This is a genomic window from Selenomonas sp. oral taxon 137 str. F0430 (assembly GCF_000183625.1).
Lineage (GTDB): Bacteria > Bacillota > Negativicutes > Selenomonadales > Selenomonadaceae > Centipeda > Centipeda artemidis.
Genome location: NZ_AENV01000002.1, coordinates 37,225 through 60,096, shown reverse-complemented (window position 1 = coordinate 60,096; position 22,872 = coordinate 37,225). Strand labels below are relative to the sequence as shown.

The window sequence follows — 22,872 nt, the reverse complement described above, 5'->3', positions numbered from 1 at the left end:
TCACGCCGTCCTTTCACGCATATGACCATGCTCGATGATAACGCAGCGCTGCGCCTCCTCGCCGACCTCAGCGGAGTGCGTAACGGTCAGAATCGTATGCCCCTCGTCATGCAGCTCGTGGAAAATTTTCATGACGAGTTTCTGATTCTGTTCGTCAAGGTTGCCCGTCGGCTCGTCCGCGAGAATGAGGACGGGGTAGTTGATCAGCGCACGTGCAATGCAGACACGCTGCTGCTCGCCGCCCGAGAGCTGGCTCGGCAGATGGCTCGCACGGTCGGCAAGTCCGACGCGCTCGAGTGCCGCCATCGCCTCGTCGCGATCGGGCATACTATGATAATACTGCGCAACCATGATATTTTCAACCGCCGTAAGGTAGGGAATCATATGAAATTGCTGAAAAACGATGCCGATCTTATCGCGGCGATAGCGCGTGAGTTCCTCGGGGCTCGCGTCCGTCAGCACCTCGCCGTCGAGGATCACCTCGCCGCTCGTCGCGCTGTCCATGCAGCCGATGATGTTCATCAGCGTAGACTTTCCTGAGCCGGAAGGGCCCATGACGGCAAGCCATTCGCCCTTTTCGACCTTCAGATTGACATCCTCGAGCGCGAGGAATTTTTCATTGTAGGCCTTTGATACATGCCTTAGTTCAAGCAGACTCATTATTTCCTCCTCCAACTCATTCGCCGCGCAGGATGATCGCGGGATCCACATTCGTCGCAATACGTACGGGCAGGAGCGACGCCACGCCCGTGACGAAGATGGACATGATCAATGCCACGACAACAATCGTTGCCGAAAACTCGATGCCGCGCCCGAATACATTTACACTGACGCTCTCGGCGAAGAGGTACCCAAATCCCGAGCCGAGCACGCCGCCGAGCGCGCCGAGGAGACATCCCTCGCCGAAGAACTCCGCCACGATATGACGGTTGTCTGCGCCGAGCGCCTTTTTAAGGCCGATCTCTTTGCGCCGCTCCGTGACGATTGCCATCATCGTGGTCGACACGCAGATGAGCGTCAGCACGAGCACAACGATCGTCACGATGAGTACGAGCGCTTGGAGCTTTCCGAGCACTGTGTCCTGCGACTGCGCGATCTGCTTGACAAGCTGCGGTTCGGCGCCCGGCACGTCGGCGCGAATCTTTGCCTCGGCGCGTGCGAGATCCTCCTGCCCCGCGACGACGGAGACCTGCGCGAGGCTGATCTCATCGGGACGATTCTTAATGCTCTGCAGTTCTCCCAGCGGGACAAAAACGAAGTTCTCCTCGTTGCCGCCCGTGCGGACGATGCCGGAGACGCGGTAATCGCTCACAATCGTCCCCTCGCCGCCCGATACCGTCACGGTATCGCCGGGCGAGACACGCAGTTTCTGTGCGAACTCCGCGCCGAGCAAAATATCCTTTTCTCCCGGCGCCGGCCAGTCACCGCGAATCTGCCAATAGGGGCTGACCTCCTGCAGAACGGCAAAATCCGTGCCGCCCGCCATCACCGTCTGATGATTGACGAGAAGCGTATCATAGAGGAACGGTGTAATACCGACGATCTCATAGTCCGAGAGGGTCTTTCGGACATTTGCAATCGTATCTTCATGGATCACCGGCTGATCTCCGCCCGGCAGGATGAGCATATTCGCGCCGTACGCGCGGAACGCACGTCCCATCTGCTCCGGTACTTCTTTGTATACCGTAATCATGCCCGAGATGATCGTCGCTCCGATCGCGACGGCGAGCAGGGCAATTGCCATGCGTGCCTTGCGCCGCAGGAGGGAGTTGGCGATCATGATAAAAAACATCTTATAGCGATTCATTGTATATCACCTGCCATGTAGAACCTCTGCGGGATGAAGTGAGAGCAGCATACGGATCGCCGGCACGCTGCCGATGATGAGCACGAGCGACATCAGGACGGCGATGAGCGGCACAACATACGGATTCACGGCAATGCCGGAGCCGAACACCGTCTCGCCGATGAGCTGTGCAAAGCCCAGCCCCACGAAGTAGCCGAATACACCCCCGATGATACCCGCGATGAAGATCTCTGCGAGCACGGAAAGTACGACGGCAATATTCGTTGCCCCGAGCGCCTTGAGGAGTCCCAGCTCACGGCTGCGCTCCATGATGTTCGCGCTGATGAGGTTGCTGACACCGAGACTCGATGAGAGCAGTGAGAGTACGGTGATGAGGAGCATAAGGAGCTGCGTCTTGTCGAGGATCTTGCCCTCGGACTCCGCGATCTGGCGCACGGGATGCGCCGCCGCATTCTGCATGACCTCCTCGATCTGATAGGCAATCGAGCCGACATAGGAGGTGCAGTACCAGATATCGTATTCCGCCTGCGAGAGCGACTTCGGATTTTCCGCCGCCTTGCGCGCAAGATCATTCTCCGGCGTCGTCATCGCGCTGACCTCGACCTGGTCGATCTTGCCCTCCGCATGGGCAAGGCTCTGTGCGAGACTGAGCGCACCGACAATTTGATTCTCCTCGTTGCCGCCGCCCGAGACGACGCCCATGACGCGGAGCGTTCCCTCCGTGCCGTCCTCTTTCGTATAGGACAGCGTACTGCCCGCCGATACGCCGAGTTTCTGCGCGAGCTTTGCGCCGACGAGCACTTCGTCCTGCTGTGCGTCGTCCGCCCAGTCGCCGTCTATATGCCACCACGACTTCATGAATTTCACGCCCGTCGTGTAGGTCTCGTCCGTCGGCAGGGTGAGCGTGTGCTCGAACCATGTGCCGAAGAGCTGTTCCCTCTCCCCGTCCGCAAGCGTGATGCTCGTCGTCAGGGACGGCGCAAAGGCAACGATGTTGTTTGTCCAAAAGATGGTCTTGATATTGCCGAGATCTTCTTCCTCAAGGTATTCGCGATGCGTGCTTGTCGTCGTCTCCACACCGTAGAGATCCTTGAGCACCATCGAGTTGCGCGGCGTCACCATGATGTTCGCGCCGAACGCCTTCAATTCTTGGTTCACCTTCTCGCCGATGTCAAACATGACGTTCAGCATGGCGGTTGCGAGCGAGACACCGAGCGCAACCGTCAGTGCGATGAGGATAAACCTCCCGCGCTGGCGGATCAGCGCTCCTTTTACCATTTGCCAAAACATGGCTTACCTCCTCTCATGCCGCCCCATCAGCGGAAGTGAACACGCGCAGCCTCAAGTGCATCCGCCTGAATCTGCACTTCGCCGCTTGCCACACGATAATCCACGGGAATCGGGTTGCATCCGCCGGGCAGTCCAATCGTCGCCTTGTTCATAACTACATCGCAGAGCCGGCAGACGATCTGACCGTCACGTTCCAAATAACCCGTCGGGCCGCAGATCTCGCACGCGTCAAGTCCGACGCCAAAGGCAGAGCCGCCCTTTTGCACGATGATAACGCGCACCTCCGTCCCGTCCGAGGCACGGAACGCAAAGCGGTGGAGATGTCCGTCCGAGACCTCCTCGAGGGGAATGTGCACCACACCGTCCTCTGCCTTCACGGCGACCGCGGGGACGAGCGCTTCCTTCTTATTCGCGTACCAGCCGCCGACGCTTGAGACCAGCACCGTCACAAACAGCATGGCGAGGAGCCCCGAACCCCAGCGTTTCCGACGAATGGAACGCGAAAGAATCTGACGGTACTGCGCCGGATTCGCCCAGTCCGGACGCTCCGGACGCGGCTGTAAAAAGAGCGTGATGGGAACGAGGATCGACACGAAGTAGATCGCATAGATCACTTTATTCTGATTGTCGATGAACGGCGCCATAAAAGAGATGAGACTCTCGGCGCCAAACACTTGACGCGCCATCATGACCGTCATGACAAAGATGATCTGTTGAATCGCGGTCGCTATGATCTGTACGGTGAATACGAACACCAATCGTCCATGATTGAGCGCCGCTGCCGCTTTATAGGCAAGATAGCCCGAGAGGAAGCCGAGAAAAATGCCCCCGACAAAACCGAGCATCTTGATGAAAAAGTTCAATGTCACATAGTCGCCCATCGCAACCTGCACGATGGCGACGGGGATCAGCCATAGTTCGAGTCCGTGATAGAGGAAGAGTCCAAGTGTCAGCGCCCCCGTGCCGATGCGAAAAATGCGCTCCTCTCCGCCCGTCCATGTCCTGTGGATGCTGCGCAGGAGAATCGTGCAGAGCACGATCGCACCGACGAGATCAACAGTGATCGCCATACTCTCAAAGATCTCGCGGTTCACCGCCGAGCGCGTGCCGACGCGCACCGCCGTCATGAATACCGAGAGGAAAAAGCCCCATTTGAGAACGCGTGTAAATGTGCGGCGAATACTTTGATCGGGCAGAGGCAAAATGATTGCAAGCAAAATGCCGAGCGGCACGGCGAGTTTCACACTCTCTTCCAGTGCCGGTACCAATTGTTGTAAAAATGCCTGTAACATTAGAATTTCCCTTTCCTATTAGAAAAGCCGCCGTCCCGGTCGGGCGGCAGCCGTTCTAATACCGGCAGGAACACGGCGGACACGATATCATCGTGCCGCCGCTGCCATCATGTGTGCGCTGGAAATTACCACTTACGCGGAACGTAGTTGAACACCCAGCTCATCTTGACCGGCTCGGTCCAGAAGTGACCCGGAACGCCCGTCTCAGGATCCGTGTGGAGCATGTAGTTTTGACGTGCGGGGCTGTCGATCGAAAACTCGCAGTCATAGGTTCCCGCGCCGAGCATCTTGACGTTCGCACCGTAGTGCGGGCCGTCGTCCGCGCTCATCGGCATGAATACGCCCTCAAGGCTCTCACCCGTCTCGCGTTTCGTGAACTTGTAGTGCACCGTCAGATACGGAATCCACTCGCCGACGCCGAAGCCGCACTCATTGCCTTCGGTCGCATGGATATCCGTCTCGATGTGGATATCCGCCTGATCTGCGGGAAGGCTCATTCCTGCGGGCTCCATCGTGACCGGCTGGAAGTAAACGAGCGCAACCTTGAAGTGGTTCGTCGTGTCCTCAAGCTCGTCGCCGATCGGGAATTCCTCAAACGCAGCTTCACTGACGCTCGCATTGATCGCAAAGGTCGAGAACGCAATCGCGCCGACGGCAAGAGCCTTCTTGAGCATACTGAGACCGGATTTCTTCATGGGTAAATCCTCCTTAAAGAAAATAACTTCTTTCCTCTCTATCGAGGAAAAACGACTTACGCCGCTGCTGTTGCAGAGCGTTTTTTATATGATACCACCGCCACAGCGATAATGACAAGCAAAATCTGCGGAATGATGGTTTCATAGGTGGGGTAAAGGCCAAGCACATCGATGCTTGGAATGGGGACCGCCTCGATGACCGATGTCGAGACGACATCCGCCTCCTGCAGCGCCTTGACGCCGCCGCCGAGGAACGTAACGGCAAGGACGAACATGAAGATGCTCGTGACCTTGAAGAACGGCCCGATGGGAATGCGCAGCGCGCCCCGCTGCATGAGGAAGAACATAATGGCAAGCACGGCGCATGCTGCGACAAAGCCTGCCCAGATCATATCGATATCGCCCGCCGCGTTGTTAAAGAGCGCCTGATAGAAGAGAATGACCTCCGCGCCCTCGCGGTACACGGCGAGGAACGCGGCAAAGCCGAGTGCGCGCGCCTTTCCCGTCGAGAGACTGAGCTTCACCTTGCTCTCGATGTATTTCTTCCACGCATTCGCATTGGACTTGCCGCCCATCCATGCCGACGTCCCGAGAAGGACACAGACGGCAAAGAGCGCGGTAAATCCTTCGATCGCTTCGCGGCTCGCGCCCGTCGCATTCGCATCGAGCACGGAGTTGAAGAGATAGGCGCTGATGAAGCTCATCACAATACCCGCAATCGCCCAGTTGTAGACGGCGGAGAGTTCCTTCTCATGCCCCGCACGTCCAAGATAGGCGATGATGCCGAGCAGGACGAGCATCGCCTCAATGCCCTCGCGCAGCAGAATGACGAATGCCTGGAGGAACATCGCCCAGCCGCCCGACTGGACGCCGGAGTTCTCGAGCGTTGTGACCTCCACTTGGATCATGTCGAGGAGCTTATCCCCCTCGGCCTTCACCTCATCCTGCGTCGCCCCCGCACGGATCACCTTTTTCAGCGTGTAGAACTGATACTCCGTGAGGTTGGCACTCTTGGACGAGATGCCGCTGCGCACGGCGCTCTCAAGGCCGTCCTTCTCATAGATGCCGTAATAGATGTCGTTGACGGCGTTCTTCGCCCCCTCGGCATCACCGGACTGATAGATCGTGTAGACATTATCCAGCTCGGTGCTGATGTGGTCGTGAATCTGCTGCCATGTCTGCGCCGCATCTGCGGGCGCCGTCGGCAAAAGCATGAAGAGCGCCGCTAATAAGATCAAGATTTTTTTCATGATTGCGTGATCAACCTTCTTTCCTGCTTACGATTCACTCGGCGGATCGGGCAGATACCCGAAGTATATGACGCAGGCGGTCCCGCTTGCTACAGCCTTGCCTTCCGCGTCGTGCGCGGGGGAAAACTTCCATTTCTTTTGCACAAGCTCCGCGGCCGCCGTATCGTATTCCTCATTCCCTGATGAGACGAGGATTTTTGTCTCCTGCACTTTCCCCTTATCATCAAGTTTTGCAGAAATAACCGTCTGTGTTTTCACATCCGGATAGTTCTTGACCTTCGGCTGTACCTGTTTTACTGCTTCGGCAAGTTTTATCTGCGTTTCTTCTCCCTTGGAGAAGGAAAACATCTGACGGACATAACAGGGAACGGGCTGTCCCGCGGCATCAAGTGCAGGAGAGAACGTGACGCTCCCGGCATGAAAATACGCGAGCATGTAGGCGTCGAGAAGCGGGTACCCTGAAGATTGAATAATCTGTGCGGATGCGACCTTTCCCTCTGCGTCGACGTACATATTCAGATGGACGCGCCCTTCGATGCCTAAGTTATAGAGCGGTGCCCTCTGAACGACTTGGGGCGGCTGCACGGGTCTATGTTCTTCCACTGCGGCATCTGCCTGCGGCATCAAAGCCCCCATACCGAGGAGTATGATAATTGCCGCCAAAATCATAGAGGTTTTTTTCATGATTGAGAGACGAACCTTCTTTCTTAAAATACCGCCTCACTCGATTAGCCGGGACGATATCCGAAGTATATGACGCAGGAAGTCGTACGCATAACAGCTTTTTTCTTTCTACGTGCCGGTGGGAACTTCCAACCAGTTTTTACAATTTCGGCGGCTGTCACATCGTATAACTCGCTGCCCGAGGAACTAATTACTTTAGTCTCCAGAACATTTCCCTCTGCATCGAGTGAAATTTCCAATGCCGTCTGTGTCTTAACATCCGGATAGTCTTCTAATTTCGGCTGCGGATTTCTGATAGGGTTTGCCAAGAGCGCGGAAGGAGTATCCTTAAAATTGATAACAATCGGCCGATTTACTTTAAAAGGGACCGACATCCCGTTGGCATCGACCTGTGTCGGATATTGAATATCTTCATCCTGTAGAAATTCTAGCGCATACGCATCGACAGGAGGGATGCCCGAGCTCATTGCTATCTGCATGGTCCCTACTTTTCCTTCTGCGGTAACGAAGACACACACCACGACACGCGCTTTTATATCGTGAGCATCATGTAATGGAATCTCCGCTCGCGCACATTCTGTCAGTTGTGCAGAGAGTATCGAAAGCCCTATGCCGAAGAGAACGGCAAACACAATCAATCCATATCGTTTCATTGCATAATATTCTCACGAGACACATCAGTGCATCTGGCGCTTCACCGGTACGTTGAACGCCAGTGTGCACATGATATTGGATTCCATCGGCTCACCCTTCGTGTCCGTTGCTGGCTGGAATTTCCACTTCGACTGCACAAGGCTGCGTGCAAAATTATCATAGATGTCATTGCCCGACGAGACCTTAATCTTCGTCGACATGACCGTTCCGTCCTTGCCGACATGTGCAGATACAGTGATGCGGCCTTTATAGGAAAGCCCGCCTTTCGGCGGCTGAACCGCAAGTAATATCTTGCCCGGCTGGCCCATCTGCTGCCCGTTATTTGAAGAATGAAGGGTATTGTCTTTGGGCTCATCCGTCATATTCTCCGCTTCTTTGAGGAGCTCCGTTGTGGCCTCCTCCGGGAGCTCCGCCTCAACGACGGCGGGTTCCTCCTCCACCTGCTCTTCGGCAGGCGGCGGAGGCGGGGGCGGCGGTTCGGGCTGCTGCTCCTGCTGCTCTTCCTGCGGATCGCCGGGAGCTTCTGCAATATCGACCCACTCCATCGGATCTTCCTGCGGCGGCGGTTCTATCATCTTGAACACCATCGGGATGAGGAGCATGAGCACGAGCCATACGACGAGATGGAAGAAGAATGCGAGAACAAAGGCGAGCCGCCAATGTGTCCGGTAGTGCACTCAGACCCCTCCCGTCTCCGTTGCGATGGACACATGGCGCGTCCCCGCTTCCTTGAGAACATCGAACACGGAGACAACGTATTGATAGTCCGTTTTCTTGTCTCCACGCACGACAAAAACCGTATCGGGGTCCGTCTCGAGCTGCGTCTTCACCCGTGCCGAAAGCTCGCGCGTCGGCTCATCGTCACGATCGAAGAGAATTTTGCCGTCCTCCGTGACCGTGATCGAGATGATGTGCGGACGCGTATCCTGCTGCGCGGTCGCCGCCTGCGGCAGATTGACCTGCACCGTGCTCGCATTCACCATATACATCGTACTGAGCATGAAGAACACGAGCAGGAAGAGCATGATATCGATCATCGGAATAATCATGACGAGCGGCTCGCGCACCTCATGAAAATTACGACGCATGACGATTGCCTCCGTCCACGACCGCGAATCCGGCCTGCAATGTATTCATCGTCTTTTCGAGCAGGGTCAGCATCACATCCATACGCTGTGCAAAATACGTGTGCACAACGAGCGAGAAGATCGCGACCAACAGTCCCGTTGCCGTTGCAATCAGAGCCTCGCCAATGCCGCCCGTAATCGCCATCGGCTGACCTGCCTGCAATTAAAAATACTGAATGACTCGATCATGCCGGAGATCGTTCCAAGCAGCCCCATCAGCGGTGCCATCGTAACGATCATCGAGAGATAGTTGAGCCGCGCGCGCAGGAGCATTGCTGCCTCACCGTATGCCGCATCGAGTGCCATCGGCACATCTTCCCCTGCCGCGCGCGCATCAAGCGCCGTCCGAACAAGGTACGCTACCATATTGTCCTGCCCCTCTGCGGCAGGGGCAAGCTCATTCACCTTTCTGCCGCGCAGCGATTTTGAAACCTCAGCCTCCAGCGCGCGCGCTCCCTGCGACGCACGCCGATAAAGCATAAAGCGGTCAATCGCAATCGCCGCCACCGTGAGCGAGCACAGGAGCAGCAGATACATCATCGGTCCGCCTTTTTCAAAGAGTTCCGCACTGGTCAAAAAGAACACCTTCCTTACACAATATCCCCATGTCCCCTATAGGTTTGGCAATAAATAAAATAGACTGCCGCATCAGAATCAGATTTAAGTATAGCCCCGTAGAGACTGATTGTCAATACAGGTTTTAATGAAGAACTTATAGATGAAGTTCATTCATGTATTTTACCGATAGGATTCTACCAGTTTTTGAAATTGCGGCAAGGAACGCCGAATCATATCCGTGCTCACACAATACGCCGCGCGGAAATATCCGGGACAGCCGAAATCTGCCCCCGGTACAAGCAGAAGATCATAGGATTTTGCGCGTTCGCAAAATGCTTCGTCATCCGGCTCAAGTGCTTGTGGAAAGAGATAGAACGCCCCCTGCGGACGCATACAGGAAAATCCCGCCTCCGTAAGTCCTTCGAAAAGCAGTGACGCATTCATGCGATACATTGAAAGATCGGCATCTCGACCTGCGCATCGCGCCGCTACGAGCTGCCATAGAGACGGTGCATTGACATGCGTGAGGACGCGTGCCGCCCCTGCGATTGCTCCATAGACGCGGTCGAAATCTGCAGCTGCATCCGGCACGAGGATGTAACCAATGCGCTCTCCGGGGAGCGAAAAAGACTTGCTGTACGAATAACAGACAATCGTATCGTCGTAAAAGTTGGGGATGCACGGCACTGCCGCCTCGACATAGACAATCTCGCGATACGGCTCATCCGCAATGATGAAGATTGTATGCCCGTATTCCTCTTCTTTCCGCCGCAGAAAATCTGCTAATCGAGTGATCGTCTCCGCGTTGTAGACAGCGCCGCTCGGATTATTCGGCGAATTGACAATGACCGCCTTGGTCTTGGACGTAACAGCATGCTCAAAAGCATCGAAATTGATCTGAAAGTCATCCGTCTTTGCAGGAACGACAGTAAGCCGACCGCCTACCGACTCCACGAACACACGGTACTCCGGGAAAAACGGCGCAAAGGTGACGAACTCATCCCCGGCCTCGCAAAGCGCCTTGAATACAATCGTCACGGACGCCGCTGCGCCCGCGGTCATGAAGAGATTTTTCCCTGCAACACGCATGTCCAACCGCTTGGACAGATCCGCTGCAATCGTTTCACGCACCTCGGGCTTGCCGGGTGCAATCGTATAACCGTGCACCTCGATCGGATCGTTATGCATCAGAATATCGACCGCCGCGTCACGAATAAAATCTGGCGCCGACACATTCGGGTTGCCGAGACTGAAATCAAACACATTCTCCGCACCGACCTCAGCCGCACGCTGCCGTCCATATTCAAAAATCGACCGAATCGTAGACTTCTTTGTCCCAAGCCGATACATTTCCTCCGAAACCATAGAATACTCCTTCCGCCAAGCGCAATATAAAACCGTGCATTATTTTAGCACAATGCACGGTTATTTTCTATGTTTGTTATCAATGCAGCGCCCTACGGCATATGGCTCTTTCATAGAACCATGACAATCCGCGCCGCCCTCTTCCAGTATATGGCAGCATATGATACGTCAGGCGCAGTAAAGGGCGTATAACGACGCTAGGCGCCAAAATCCCGCATCCAATCGCCGCAACCTGAGTGACATGGAAGTTTGGATGCAGAGCAAGGAATGAGAAAAACACAAGCGCCGGCGTAGAAAAGCTACTACAAGCGCAGTGTTTTTTCGATATGACACAGCTATGCGCCAAAATCCCGCTGCACACCGTACAGTAAGTGAGGCGTCAGCTTTGATGCACAGCTAGGAATAACGAGAATGCGAGCGACGGCGTAGTAAAAAAGCTACTCCTAGCGAAGCATTCGATGTCATGACAACGCTGTGCGCAAAGATCACGTCTCACACCTCCCGCGTCACGCCTTCAGGAATACGTCGTACCCCTTCTTCATCTCATATATATCCGCCTTACTCGTCACTTCCCACGGCGCGTGCATACTCATGACGGCGACGCCGTTGTCGATGACGTTCATGCCGTAGTTCGCCATGATATAGGCGATTGTTCCGCCGCCGCCGAGGTCGACACGCCCGAGCTCTGCGAGCTGATAGCTGACGCCCGCGCCGTCCATAATGCGGCGCAGTTCGCCGAGATACTCCGCGCTCGCGTCGCTGGAGCCGGATTTTCCGCGCGCGCCCGTGAACTTGTTGAATACCATGCCGCGCCCGAGGTAGGCGACGTTTTTCTTTTCAAAAGCGTCGGCATAGAGCCCGTCGTATGCACTGGAAACATCCGAGGAGAGCATCTTCGAATGCATGAGCGTGCGGCGCAGGGCGATGTCGCTATACTGTCCGCACGCAGAGAGGACTTCGGCGACCATGTTCTCAAAGAAACGCGACTGCATTCCCGTCGCGCCGACGCTGCCGATTTCCTCCTTGTCGACGAGGAGCGTACATGCGGTGCGGCGCGGCGCATCGGTCTCAAGCATGGAGCGGAGCGCGGTGTAGGAGCAGACGCGGTCGTCCTGACCGTAGCCGAGGACGAGGCTTCGGTCAAAACCGAGCTCGCGCGCGCGTCCTGCGGGAACGAGTGTCAGTTCCGCCGATTGGAAATCCTCCGCCGCAATGCCGTAATGTTCCTCCAGCAGGGCGAGGATACCGTCTTTGACGGATTCCTTGTCGTCCTTTTTGAGCGGCACGCTGCCGATGAGGATGTCGAGTTTTTCGCCCTCGATAACCTTTGCCGCCGTCTTTTCAAGCTGTTCCTGCGAGAGGTGGATGAGGAGGTCGGTCACGCAGAACACGGGATCGCCGTCCTTCTCGCCGAGGACGATCTCGACGACAGTGCCGTCCTTTTTCACAACGACGCCGTGCAGCGCTAAGGGGATCGTCACCCACTGGTACTTCTTGATGCCGCCGTAGTAATGCGTGTCAAAATACGCGAGCCCGCCGTCCTCGTAGAGCGGGTTCTGCTTGACGTCGAGGCGGCAGGTGTCGATGTGCGCGCCGAGGATGTTCATGCCCTCTTCGAGCGGTGCTGTGCCGATGTGGAAGAGTACGATCGCCTTTTTCATATTGACGGCGTAGACTTTGTCGCCCGCCTTCAGCTTCTCTCCGCGCGCGACGAGCCCCCCGAGGTCGCGATAGCCGCACGCCTCTGCGCGGCGCATCGCCTCGACGACGCTTTCGCGCTCGGTTTTGCAGGTCGAGAGGAAATCGATATAATCGCGGGCGAGGTCATCCACCGCCGCGCGCTCTTCGCTTGTATATTTCAGCCAGACGGACTGCTCTTTGGTATCGCTCATGATAGAACCTTTCTACATATATCCCGCGCCGTGCAGGATCTCAACAAATGCGTCCCGCGTGTCCGAGCGGTTGAACCGCTCGCGCAGCTGTGCGCTGCCCGGAAGTCCACGCGTGTACCATGCGGCGTGTTTGCGCATCTCGCGAATGCCGATATAGTCTCCCTTGTAGGAGATGAGGAGGTCGAGATGCCGGAGCACGACTGCCGCGCGCTCGGCGGGTGTCGGGGGCGGGAGTTCTTCGCCCGTCCGCAGCCAATGAATGAGCTGCGGGAACACCCACGGATTGCCCTGCGCGCCGCGTCCGATCATCACGCCGTCCGCGCCCGTGATGGCGAGGGCGCGCCGGAGATCGGCGGGGCGGCGGATGTCGCCGCTGACGATGACGGGAATCCCGACGGCACGCTTGACCTCTGCAATCGCTTCATAGTCCGCGCTGCCGCTGTAGAACTGCTCGCGCGTGCGTCCGTGGACGGCGACGGCGTCGACGCCCGCCGCCTCGGCGATGCGCGCGATCTCGACGGCATTGCGCGAGGTATCGTCCCAGCCGAGCCGCATCTTGACGGTGAAGGGCAGCTTCACTGCGCGGCGGATTGCTTTCAAAATCTCCTCCGCTTTCTTTGGATCGCGCATGAGCGCCGAGCCTTCGCCGTTTTTGACGACCTTCGGCGCGGGACAGCCCATGTTAAAGTCGAGGATGTCCGCCGTGCCGAGTTCCTCGATATACGCCGCCGCCTCAGCCGCCATCGCCGCGGACTTTGCAAAGATCTGCATGGCGAGCGGGCGCTCGGCGGGTTCCGAGCGCAGCATGAGAAGCGTGTGCTCGTTGCGGTAATGTATGCCCTGACTGCTCACCATCTCGGCGAAGGCAAGCGGACACCCCATCTCGCTCGCGATGATGCGGTACGCGGTATCGGTCACGCCTGCCATCGGCGCGAGGAATACGGGCTCGGGAAAGGTAAAGCCGCCGAGTTTCAGCGGATTCACGACTGATTTCTCTCATACAGGACGCGCAGTCCCGTGAGCGTGAGGAAGTGATCCACCTTGTCGATCGTCTTGGACTCCTTTGCCACCATGCGGGCAAAGCCGCCCGTCGCGACGACCTTCATCTCCTGCCCCGTCTCCTCCTTGATGCGGCGGACGATCTCGTCGATCTGTCCGACATAGCCGTAGATGATGCCCGCCTGCATTCCCTGTATCGTGCTGCGGCAGACGACCGTCTTCGGCGGGACGAGCTCGATGCGCGGGAGCTGGGCGGCGCGCTGAAACAGCGCCTCGGCGCTCAGCCCGAGTCCCGGTGCGATCACGCCGCCGAGGAAGTCCCCGTTTTCCGCAACGACGTCGAATGTTGTCGCCGTCCCGATGTCGATGACGATGAGCGGGCCGCCGTACTGTTCGTGCGCGCCGACGACGTTCACGATGCGGTCGGCGCCGATGGAGCGCGGATTTTCATAGTTGAGACGGATGCCCGTGCGAATCCCGGGGCCGACGATCAGCGGGCGTATGTGGAAGTAACGCTCGCACATCTTGCGCAGGGGCACGATGAGCGGCGGCACAACGGACGAGATGATGATCGCCTTGATGTCCTCCATGCTGATATTTTGATACCGAAAGAGTTCGTTGATGAGGATGCCGTACTCGTCGACCGTCTTTTGCCGATCGGTCGAAATGCGCCAATGGCGCAGGAGTTTCCTGCCCTCATATGCGCCCATGACAATGTTGCTGTTGCCGATGTCCAGTACCAGTAGCAAAGCTCTTTCCCTCCGTATGATGCCTTAATCTATTGCCGCGGGCGGATGGAGACATCCCCCGCCAGCACGCGCCGCCGTCCGGACGCCGTGTCGATGAGCAGCGCGCCCTCTTCGTCAATATCCGCCGCGACCCCGTCAAAGGTTTCGCCCGCCGCGGCGATCACGCGGACGGGTCTGCCGAGCGTGACCGCATAGGTGCGCCACGCCGCGAGCACGGGGGCAAATCCTTCGCGCTGCACAGTGCTGTAAAGATCGTCCAGCGCGCGCAAGAGCTCCTGCAGGAACGCCACGCGGGGGAGCGGCGCCCCCTTCATCTGCATGAGCGAGGTCGCAATCTCCCGCAGGTCGGCGGGGAAATCCTCGGGAGCGATGTTCACATTGATGCCGATGCCGACGACGATGTAATTCACGCGATCCATCTCGGCGCTCATCTCCGTGAGGATGCCGACGAGTTTTTTCCCGTCATGGAGAATGTCGTTCGGCCATTTGATTTCGGCGTGCAGTCCGAATTTCTCCATCGCGCGCGCTACGGCGACCGCCGCCATCAGCGTGCACTTCGGCGCATCCTGCGGCAGGAACGAGGGACGCAGCAGGATGCTCACCCAGATGCCCTTGCCCGGCGGCGAGAAAAAGCGGCGTTCGAGCCGTCCGCGTCCCGTGCCCTGACTCTCGGCGACGACGACCGTGCCGTCCGCCGCCCCCTCGCGTGCGAGCTCCTTCGCGATGAGATTTGTCGAATCCACCGCGCCGTAGCACGCAACACGGCGTCCGATGAGCACCGTGCCCAGGTCTTTGACAATCTCCGCCTCAATCAGGCTGTCCGGCGCGCCGCGCAGCGCATAGCCGCTCCGGGGCGCGCTCGCGATGTCATAGCCCTGCTCCCGCAGCGCCGCAATCTTCTTCCATATCGCGGCACGCGTCACACCGAGACGTTCCGCCATCCGTTCACCCGATATATAGCCGCCCGCTTCACGCAGGAGTTCCAGCACATCACTACGCATATTATGCCTCCAAACAAAAAAGCCGTTATCCGTCCCATTATACAGCAGATAACGACTCTACGCTACAAAAAATAGATTTTATTCTCTCCGCGCGCGGACGCACCATTGATATGCATCCAGATCCTCGGGGCGCACCTTGATCGACTGCAGAGAGAGCAGTTCCCTGCGAAGTTCCATGATCGGCGCGGGCATCTCGAATCGGCGCAGCATCATATCCTCAATGCGGAGTCCCGCCCCCTCAAACATCAGCGCGATCTCGCGCTGTGTGAAAAATCGGAAATGCGTGCGGTCTAAAAGCCCCGCATCTTCATATTGCCACATCCCGCGCAGGAGATGGTAGAGGTTCGAGATATGCGCGACATTGGGGATGCCCGCAACGATGCATCCACCCGGCGCGAGGAGTTTTCGCATATTGCGGAGCGCCGTCCACGGATCAAGCAAGTGCTCGATCACATCGGGCATGAGGATGTAGTCGAACCGCTCCCGAATGTCGTTTTCATCCACGCGTTCCACATCCATCGCGAGCACGTCGGCATACGTCCGTGCAATCTCAGCCGCCCTTTCGTTCAGCTCCACGCCGTACAGTTTTGCCGAAGGGTTGCGTGCGCCGATCTCCATGAGGGTTGCGCCGCAGGCACAGCCGATTTCTAAGATGCGAAGATCCTCTGCGGACAGATCCATCAGGGGGAAGAGGTCGTCTCGAACGCCGAACGAATAAGTGAGACTCACGCCCCATTTTTCATGAAACAGATCGGCTTCCGCCAAGATTTCCTTATCGTAAGCGTCCATATTGCGCGCATGATCGTCCTCTTGATGATGCACATAGACGGACGGCAAAAGCCCTAGGCGATACCCCGCCCGCACCATACGCAATGTATAGTCGATCGCCGTCATACACGGCGTCCGGTAGTCCTCATCGGGAAGCCCTGTCGCTCCGACGGCGTCCCGTCGTGCCATCAAACAGAACAGCTCCAAATAGAGTGTCGGATGCAACGTGAGACCGCCGCTTCTGAGCTGCTGCGCCGCCGCGGCAAAGTCCTCCCACCCCCGATAGCTGAGCTGCGGACAAAACTGACGGTGCTCGTTCATCCGCATTGCGACCGCGCTCACTGCACCGATCTCCGGATGTGCAATCAGCGCGTCCAGCATATCCTCCACCGTATAGGGGCTCAGCATAATGTCCGCATGAAGGAACAGGATCACATCGCCTTCCGCTTCCTGCAATCCCATACGCAGCACATGTGCCATGGAGTGATGCTCTTTTGACCGCAGTATCCGAATCTCGTTCTCGCCGAACGGCGGATGCGGCGGTTCTTCTCCCTGCGGCGTGCCGTCGTCGACAACGATGATCTCATAGGGAATCCGCACGGTGCGGCGAATCGACGTGATGCACTGGCGGAGCTGTGTGTTCATCCGATACACGGGGATAATAATGCTTAATTTGGGCAAGATGCTTCCTCCCGATCAATACCATGGAATGATGGCGGCGATCATGCGCTACGAAATATGCAGAACCACGAAATCGCCGTACAGGAGGTTTCGGAGCGCGCCGCGCTGCGCATCCGTGCAGTCCGTCAGGCGCGCCGTGAGCGCTTCGAACTCCTCTGTCCCGGGGAAAAAATGCCCGGTTGTAATGTAGTGCAGACTAATTTCCCTTGCGCCGAGCTCTCTCTGCAGGGCGCCGACCGTCTCATCAATGGAAAACGCACGGTACCCGTCCGCACCGGGAACAATATCGTAGACAAGAGGCGGAATGCTGTTCGACAGCCTTTGCAGAATATTCTCAGCGCTGCTGTAATTGACAATGCGGCACCGGATGAATCCCCCGGCACGCAGCATACGCCGGCACATCCGGAAGAACGGGACGATACGCCGTACGGAAAGATCATTGAGCGCCGCTCCCATAACGATGATGTCGTATTTTTCCCGGATATGTTCCTCTATATTGTCGAGATGCGGCAGCGCATACACATGATCCGCCGTATACTTGCTGTCCGGCAGATACCGCTCATCCGCAACGACGGCATCAATCGTCACGCGCCTCTGTGTACGCCGAAAGAAATTCCGTATCGTGAAAAGCCCCTCGCCGAACATCGGCTCAATCACAAGCGCGCGCACCGGATTATTCGTACAAGTCCACGCCGAAAGCGCCTCTTTGAGATGCGGTATGCGTGCGAGAGACTGCCATGGATCGACCTTCCATTTTTCACGAAAAACGGGACGCATCTTGACCAGACTTGCAAAGTTGACGGATTTTCTGCGCACCTCGCTGAGCGTCACCCCGCCGAAATGATGCACAAACGTATCCTTTGCGAGGATCTGTTTGAATCCCGACCGCCGAAGCATCGTTGAGAAATCGTCGTCCTCGAAATCACACATGGTATAGGTGTAATCCGCGCAGATCTCCGGCACATCAAAGAGATTCGGCACGACGCTAACAAAGGGCATGAGCGCCGCCCGCTCCTCCCACAGCAGCGGATTCGAGCGATTATTGCGCGCTGCGAACGCCTCCATTTTCCCCATGTCCTCAAAGGTGTTCTCGTAGTCGACAGGAATCCCCTGCGCGTTCGAGATACAATTCTCGTTGCAGGTCGGGACAGTCCAAAAGACCTCGGGCATCTCCTCATGCACCCGGAGCAAATTCTCCAGCCAACGCGGCGTCGCCACGGCGTCGTTCGAAAAATAGACGACGTACGCCCCCTCCGCGATATGGCGTGCGATACCCCATCCGAGATGATTGTAGACATTGTATTTGAGGTTGATCTTCTTCTCATGGGGCAGATTATTGAAATATTCCTCCGTCCCATCCGTCGAGCCGTCGTTGATCGTAATCAGCTCGATGTCCCCGCGGGAAAAATCCGTATGACGGAACAGGCTCTCGATTGCACAGCGCGAAAACTCCACCTTGTTGTACGCGGGAACAATGATGGTGACGCGGTACTTAAAGTCCGTGCGCCGCGGACGCCGCCGCGCCGCCTCAAATGCCGCAAGCACCTGTGTGAGACGCTCCGCACGCGCCGACTCGTCGCGCAGGACATTGTACTCGAGATCGAGCTGATAGCAGAGATCCGAAAAGAGCGGCTGCACCTCGAACGCAAATAGATTGTACGACGCCTGCAGCGTCTGCGCGGCAAGCGTCTTCCGGGCAGAGTGTGCCGTATTCAGCGCATAGCGGCGGCATTTTTCGATGAGAACGCCCTCTTCCTGCGCGAGACGCTCCGCAACGTGCTCCATCACCGCCGCCAGATTCTCAAGGACGTCTCTTGATTCCTCCGTGAACCCCCCCGGTTCACGCAGCGTCTTATCAACATAACGAACGGCATCATCCGCCGCGCCTAGTATCTCCTCAAACCAATGCATATGCTCCCTCTCATTTCTCTCTGCACTTTACCAATCAAAGCACAGATATTGATACTCTATTTATTATCGACGAAATACCTTCAGTTCTAAAAGAAAAGGCGCTGCCGCACGCCGATTCCATGCGGCAGCACCTTAGCTGCGTTACTTATTCCACTGAGTCAGGTTGAATTTGGGCTCCGCCGTTGGAATGGGAACCGTACGCTCCTCTACGGTACGCTCCGCCTCTTCGCTCGTCTGCGAGGAGTCGTCGATCACAACATCCACGGGGATGAGGAACGCGGTATCGTCATCATCATCGTCCTCAGACTCGTCCGACTTTTCGGCAATATGCCCCCGGTTCATCAGTTCCTCAAGCTCCGCCGCATTCAGCGTCTCTCGTTCGAGCAGCGCGTTTGCAATGAGGTCGAGCTTGTCGCGGTTCTCGACGATGATCGTGCGGCACGCTTCGTAGGCTTCGTCGATATAGCGGCGCACCTCGCGGTCGATCTGCCCCGCGATGTCCTCGGAGTAATTGCGGTCGCGATTGAAGTCGCGTCCAAGGAATACCTGATGGTTCTCCTCTCCGTAGGCAATGGGTCCGATCGTATCGCTCATGCCGTACTGCATGATCATGCTGCGGATGATCTGCGTTGCGGTCTGTATGTCGCTCGATGCGCCCGTGCTGATCTCGCCGAGCACAACTTCCTCTGCGACACGTCCGCCAAGCGCAACCTTGATCCGGTCGAGCAGCTCCGAACGCGTGCGATAAGATCGGTCTTCCTTTGGCAGAGAGAGCATATAGCCGCCCGCACGCCCGCGCGGAATAATCGTAACCTTATGTACGGGATCGGCATGCTCAAGCATCATGCCGACGAGCGTATGTCCGCCCTCATGATAGGCGGTAAGACGCTTCTCCTCCTCGTTCATGACATGAGATTTGCGTTCGGGACCCGCCATGACACGCTCGATCGCTTCCTCCGTTTCCGCCATGTGGATTTGCTTCTTGTTGCGCCGTGCGGCAAGCAGCGCCGCCTCGTTGACGAGATTGCTGAGATCTGCGCCCGTAAAACCGGGCGTACGCCGTGCGAGAACGTCGAGATTCACATCGTCCGCAACGGGTTTCCCCTTTGTATGCACCTTGAGGATCGCCTCGCGCCCGCGCACATCAGGCTTATCGACGACAATCTGCCGATCAAAGCGTCCGGGGCGCAGCAGCGCAGGGTCGAGTACATCGGGACGGTTCGTCGCCGCGATGATAATAATCCCCTCGTTGGACGCAAAGCCATCCATCTCCACGAGGAGCTGATTGAGGGTCTGCTCGCGCTCGTCGTGCCCGCCTCCGAGTCCTGTACCGCGCTGACGACCGACTGCATCAATCTCATCAATGAAGACAATGCAGGGCGCGGCTTTCTTTGCCTGATCAAAGAGATCGCGTACGCGCGAAGCGCCGACACCGACGAACATCTCGACAAAGTCGGAACCACTGATGGTAAAGAACTGCACGCCCGCCTCGCCCGCAACGGCCTTTGCAAGGAGGGTTTTACCCGTGCCCGGGGGGCCGAAGAGCAGAACCCCCTTCGGGATCCGTGCGCCGAGCTCGTTGAATTTATCGGGGGTCTTTAGGAACTCAACGACTTCCTCGAGTTCCTGTTTCGCCTCGTCCGCACCCGCAACATCGGCGAACGTCACCTTTTTCTTGTCGCTGATCATGAGCCGCACGCGTGACCTGCCGAAATTCATCAGCCGTCCGCCGCCCATCTGCGACTGCTGCATCATGAAGAACCAGAATCCAATGAGCAGCGCGATTGGAATGAGCGAGGAGAGCAGCGTCTGCCACCACGGCGGTTCGGGTGGATTCTCCGCAGAGATATTGACGCCTTTTTCCGAAAGACGCTGATAGAGATCCCGGTCACTGTTCGGCGCCTCGGGGGTAATGGTCGTAAACGCCGTACCGTCCTTGAGCGTTCCGCGGATATTGTTTTGAATGATGACGACTTTATCGACCTCACCCGCGTTCACCTTCGCCGTGAATTCACTGTATCCAAGCGCCGTACTTTGCTGTGCATTGCGGTGCTCCCCCGACATATAGTCGGCAGCCGTCCATACGACAAAGAACATCAGCGCATAAAATGCGAGATTGCGTAAAAGTGATTGATTCAACTCATCCCTCCTCCGAATTACTCATAAACGGAATGTTTCAATACACCGATATAGGGAAGGTTCCGGTATTTTTCCGCATAGTCGAGCCCATAGCCCACGAGAAACTCATCCGGCACCTCATAGCCAAGGTAGTTGATCTCGACGGGCGCAACACGGCGCGACGGCTTTGAGAGGAACGCACAAAGCTTGATGCTCTTCGGATGCCGCCCCTCCAGCATTTGCCGCAGATATCGCATTGTCGTCCCCGAGTCAATGATGTCCTCAACGATAATGACGTGTTTATTTTCAATCGAAAAATCGAGGTCTTTCAAAATTTTAACCTGTCCGCTCGACACGGTCGCATCGCCGTAACTCGACACGATCATAAAGTCAAAAGACACAGGATGTTCGATAGCGCGAACCAGATCGGTAAAGAACACGGCGGCTCCCTTGAGGATGCCGACACAGTAGACCGTCTCCTTTGCATCGCGGTAGTCGGCGGCAATCTGCGCGCCGAGCTCGCGTACGCGCGCCGCAATTTCCTCTTCGGAAAAGGATATGCGTTCAATATCGTCGCTCATCATGTGGCTATCGTCTCCTTCACACATTTGATCTCTACAATTTCTCCGGTCTCCTCCGTGAGCGGAGCGAGGATGCTCCGCCTGCCGCCGACGATCCATAGGATCTCGCTGCCGCCCGCAACGGCGATCAGCGGCATTCGGTTCCTTTGTTCCTGCGGTACACGGTCGTCGATGAGAATCTTCTTGAGTTTTTTTGACCGACCGGAAGCCGCAGATAATCTCCGGCGCGTCGTGTGCGCAGGATAAGGGGCGGCAGATGCGCCGCATCCGCGTAGATCGTATACGCGCCCGCACGGCGCAGGCAGTCCGCAGGGCGGACACCCCGGATCCGTCTGGTACGGATTTGAAAGTCTTGAAAGTCTATTATAGCATATTCACGTTCTATGGGAAGTATAATTTCAGGATCTTTTGGTTGATCGTTTTGTATTTCTTTCTTTTTCAGTATCAGCCGCCCGTATTGGCAGACCGCCGTATAACCGTGCGGCATATCGATCTGCGCAACGCCCCTCACGAAAATCAGGCTGCGCATCTGCTCCTCGTGGAGATAGGAAAAATCCTTGCCCCCCGCCGTTGCCTTCTGCCAATAGAGCCGCAGGACGCGCCGCTGCAGTGCGGGATGGAGCCCGCACAGGACGGCTGTGGAGAGCCCCCCCGCGTCCTCCGCCCGTCTGAGTGCATCGGCGGAAAGCTCCGCGATGAATTCATCTTCCTCCCGCGCGAGCGTGCTCAAGCGCACGAGTGCCGCCCCTACTGCGGGATTATAGTCGGCACGCAGGATCGGCAGGAGTTTGTTCCGTATCCGGTTGCGCATCGCGTCGCACATCTCGTTCGTTTCATCAGAACGCGGCGCAAGCGCGCGGGCACGTGCATAAGAGACAATCTCTGCCCGTGTCGCCGTGAGGAGCGGGCGCAGCAGCACACCGTCCCATTCCCGCATGGCAGCCAGCCCCACCGTTCCCGTCCCCCGCAGGATGCGCATGAGAACCGTCTCGGCGAGATCGTCCGCATGATGTGCCGTCGCAATACAGTCACAGCCACATTCTTCGCGCGCGCGATATAAAAATTCATAGCGCAGGATCCGTGCTGACGTCTCAAGGGACATTCGATGTGCCCGCGCGTAGGCGGGCGCATCCACCGCTGCACAGGTGAAAGGAATGCCCTGCACCGCACAATAGTCTTTGACGAACCGCGCATCCGCGCGTGATGCCGCCCCGCGGATACCGTGCTCCACATGTGCACATGTAATATGCGCGCCCCCTGCACGACGGAAGCGGTCGAGCACATCAAGCAGTGCGAGCGAATCCACACCGCCGGAACACGCGACGAGGATATGACGCAGCGGTGAAAAAAAATCGTGCGCGCGCAGAACATGTTCAACCTTTGTTTGCACAGACGCCTCCAACAAAGAAAGGACACTCCTTACAGAGTGCCCTTCACCCATTTTACAGTA

Annotated in this window: 19 protein-coding genes and 2 pseudogenes; all 21 read right to left on the bottom strand. The window is 57.1% G+C overall.

What is annotated here, in order from left to right:
- Positions 1-660 carry an ABC transporter ATP-binding protein gene (locus tag HMPREF9162_RS00540; protein ID WP_009438041.1) on the bottom strand — a complete coding sequence of 220 codons (660 nt, stop codon included), beginning with the start codon at positions 658-660 and terminating at the stop codon, positions 1-3.
- Between the two features lie 16 nt (positions 661-676).
- A complete protein-coding gene (locus HMPREF9162_RS00535) occupies positions 677-1,807 on the bottom strand; it encodes an FtsX-like permease family protein (protein ID WP_009349979.1) in 1,131 nt (376 codons plus the stop codon).
- 6 nt (positions 1,808-1,813) lie between these two features.
- Positions 1,814-3,097: an ABC transporter permease gene (locus HMPREF9162_RS00530; RefSeq protein WP_009438063.1), complete on the bottom strand. Its 1,284-nt coding sequence runs from the start codon at positions 3,095-3,097 to the stop codon at positions 1,814-1,816.
- Positions 3,098-3,123: 26 nt separating this feature from the next.
- Complete coding sequence (locus tag HMPREF9162_RS00525; protein WP_009438152.1) at positions 3,124-4,389, bottom strand: DUF2318 domain-containing protein; 1,266 nt, start codon at positions 4,387-4,389, stop codon at positions 3,124-3,126.
- Between the two features lie 125 nt (positions 4,390-4,514).
- Positions 4,515-5,084: an iron transporter gene (locus tag HMPREF9162_RS00520; protein WP_009349976.1), complete on the bottom strand. Its 570-nt coding sequence runs from the start codon at positions 5,082-5,084 to the stop codon at positions 4,515-4,517.
- Positions 5,085-5,140: 56 nt separating this feature from the next.
- On the bottom strand, positions 5,141-6,334 hold the full coding sequence (locus HMPREF9162_RS00515; protein WP_009438116.1) for an FTR1 family protein: 1,194 nt from the start codon (positions 6,332-6,334) through the stop codon (positions 5,141-5,143).
- A gap of 27 nt (positions 6,335-6,361) precedes the next feature.
- Positions 6,362-7,003 carry an energy transducer TonB gene (locus HMPREF9162_RS00510; protein ID WP_037350013.1) on the bottom strand — a complete coding sequence of 214 codons (642 nt, stop codon included), beginning with the start codon at positions 7,001-7,003 and terminating at the stop codon, positions 6,362-6,364.
- A 59-nt stretch (positions 7,004-7,062) separates the two neighbouring features.
- Positions 7,063-7,671: an energy transducer TonB gene (locus HMPREF9162_RS00505; protein ID WP_037349999.1), complete on the bottom strand. Its 609-nt coding sequence runs from the start codon at positions 7,669-7,671 to the stop codon at positions 7,063-7,065.
- 24 nt (positions 7,672-7,695) lie between these two features.
- Positions 7,696-8,349 (bottom strand): energy transducer TonB, encoded by a 654-nt coding sequence (locus HMPREF9162_RS00500; protein WP_009438077.1) that lies wholly within the window; start codon positions 8,347-8,349, stop codon positions 7,696-7,698.
- Entirely contained in the window at positions 8,350-8,760 is a 411-nt protein-coding gene (locus HMPREF9162_RS00495) for a biopolymer transporter ExbD (protein ID WP_009438110.1), read from the bottom strand.
- Positions 8,750-9,336 (bottom strand): annotated as a pseudogene (locus tag HMPREF9162_RS00490) (MotA/TolQ/ExbB proton channel family protein). Before HMPREF9162_RS00490 ends, HMPREF9162_RS00495 begins: the two are co-directional and overlap by 11 nt.
- Positions 9,337-9,537: 201 nt before the next feature.
- Complete coding sequence (locus tag HMPREF9162_RS00485) at positions 9,538-10,722, bottom strand: pyridoxal phosphate-dependent aminotransferase (protein WP_009438042.1); 1,185 nt, start codon at positions 10,720-10,722, stop codon at positions 9,538-9,540.
- 506 nt (positions 10,723-11,228) lie between these two features.
- Positions 11,229-12,614 carry an aminopeptidase gene (locus HMPREF9162_RS00480; RefSeq protein ID WP_009438057.1) on the bottom strand — a complete coding sequence of 462 codons (1,386 nt, stop codon included), beginning with the start codon at positions 12,612-12,614 and terminating at the stop codon, positions 11,229-11,231.
- Between the two features lie 12 nt (positions 12,615-12,626).
- Positions 12,627-13,598, bottom strand: coding sequence for a tRNA dihydrouridine synthase DusB (dusB, locus tag HMPREF9162_RS00475; RefSeq protein WP_009438092.1), 972 nt, complete (start codon positions 13,596-13,598; stop codon positions 12,627-12,629).
- Positions 13,595-14,362, bottom strand: a complete 768-nt coding sequence (locus tag HMPREF9162_RS00470; protein WP_009438123.1) for a type III pantothenate kinase — start codon at positions 14,360-14,362, stop codon at positions 13,595-13,597. The genes dusB and HMPREF9162_RS00470 overlap by 4 nt, the downstream gene beginning before the upstream one ends.
- 29 nt (positions 14,363-14,391) lie before the next feature.
- Positions 14,392-15,363 carry a biotin--[acetyl-CoA-carboxylase] ligase gene (locus HMPREF9162_RS00465; protein ID WP_009438081.1) on the bottom strand — a complete coding sequence of 324 codons (972 nt, stop codon included), beginning with the start codon at positions 15,361-15,363 and terminating at the stop codon, positions 14,392-14,394.
- A gap of 78 nt (positions 15,364-15,441) precedes the next feature.
- The gene (locus HMPREF9162_RS00460) at positions 15,442-16,812 is read right to left on the bottom strand and encodes a methyltransferase domain-containing protein (RefSeq protein ID WP_009438133.1); all 1,371 of its coding nucleotides are present in this window, start codon (positions 16,810-16,812) and stop codon (positions 15,442-15,444) included.
- Positions 16,813-16,860: 48 nt separating this feature from the next.
- Complete coding sequence (locus tag HMPREF9162_RS00455; RefSeq protein ID WP_009438088.1) at positions 16,861-18,723, bottom strand: glycosyltransferase family 2 protein; 1,863 nt, start codon at positions 18,721-18,723, stop codon at positions 16,861-16,863.
- Positions 18,724-18,864: 141 nt separating this feature from the next.
- Positions 18,865-20,862 (bottom strand): ATP-dependent zinc metalloprotease FtsH, encoded by a 1,998-nt coding sequence (gene ftsH / locus HMPREF9162_RS00450; RefSeq protein WP_009438019.1) that lies wholly within the window; start codon positions 20,860-20,862, stop codon positions 18,865-18,867.
- A 17-nt stretch (positions 20,863-20,879) separates the two neighbouring features.
- Positions 20,880-21,425, bottom strand: coding sequence for a hypoxanthine phosphoribosyltransferase (gene hpt / locus HMPREF9162_RS00445; protein WP_009438108.1), 546 nt, complete (start codon positions 21,423-21,425; stop codon positions 20,880-20,882).
- Positions 21,422-22,863: pseudogene (gene tilS, locus HMPREF9162_RS00440) on the bottom strand (tRNA lysidine(34) synthetase TilS). Before tilS ends, hpt begins: the two are co-directional and overlap by 4 nt.
- Positions 22,864-22,872 lie beyond the last annotated feature (9 nt).

Excerpts from the sequence above, each read along its gene's own strand:
- HMPREF9162_RS00505 (WP_037349999.1), bottom strand. The coding sequence starts at position 7,671 with ATGAAACGATATGGATTGATTGTGTTTGCCGTTCTCTTCGGCATAGGG.
- HMPREF9162_RS00510 (WP_037350013.1), bottom strand. The coding sequence starts at position 7,003 with ATGATTTTGGCGGCAATTATCATACTCCTCGGTATGGGGGCTTTGATG.
- HMPREF9162_RS00480 (WP_009438057.1), bottom strand. The coding sequence starts at position 12,614 with ATGAGCGATACCAAAGAGCAGTCCGTCTGGCTGAAATATACAAGCGAA.
- hpt (WP_009438108.1), bottom strand. The coding sequence starts at position 21,425 with ATGATGAGCGACGATATTGAACGCATATCCTTTTCCGAAGAGGAAATT.
- HMPREF9162_RS00520 (WP_009349976.1), bottom strand. The coding sequence starts at position 5,084 with ATGAAGAAATCCGGTCTCAGTATGCTCAAGAAGGCTCTTGCCGTCGGC.
- HMPREF9162_RS00540 (WP_009438041.1), bottom strand. The coding sequence starts at position 660 with ATGAGTCTGCTTGAACTAAGGCATGTATCAAAGGCCTACAATGAAAAA.
- HMPREF9162_RS00535 (WP_009349979.1), bottom strand. The coding sequence starts at position 1,807 with ATGAATCGCTATAAGATGTTTTTTATCATGATCGCCAACTCCCTCCTG.
- HMPREF9162_RS00485 (WP_009438042.1), bottom strand. The coding sequence starts at position 10,722 with ATGGTTTCGGAGGAAATGTATCGGCTTGGGACAAAGAAGTCTACGATT.
- HMPREF9162_RS00495 (WP_009438110.1), bottom strand. The coding sequence starts at position 8,760 with ATGCGTCGTAATTTTCATGAGGTGCGCGAGCCGCTCGTCATGATTATT.
- HMPREF9162_RS00455 (WP_009438088.1), bottom strand. The coding sequence starts at position 18,723 with ATGCATTGGTTTGAGGAGATACTAGGCGCGGCGGATGATGCCGTTCGT.
- HMPREF9162_RS00525 (WP_009438152.1), bottom strand. The coding sequence starts at position 4,389 with ATGTTACAGGCATTTTTACAACAATTGGTACCGGCACTGGAAGAGAGT.
- HMPREF9162_RS00515 (WP_009438116.1), bottom strand. The coding sequence starts at position 6,334 with ATGAAAAAAATCTTGATCTTATTAGCGGCGCTCTTCATGCTTTTGCCG.
- HMPREF9162_RS00465 (WP_009438081.1), bottom strand. The coding sequence starts at position 15,363 with ATGCGTAGTGATGTGCTGGAACTCCTGCGTGAAGCGGGCGGCTATATA.
- HMPREF9162_RS00530 (WP_009438063.1), bottom strand. The coding sequence starts at position 3,097 with ATGTTTTGGCAAATGGTAAAAGGAGCGCTGATCCGCCAGCGCGGGAGG.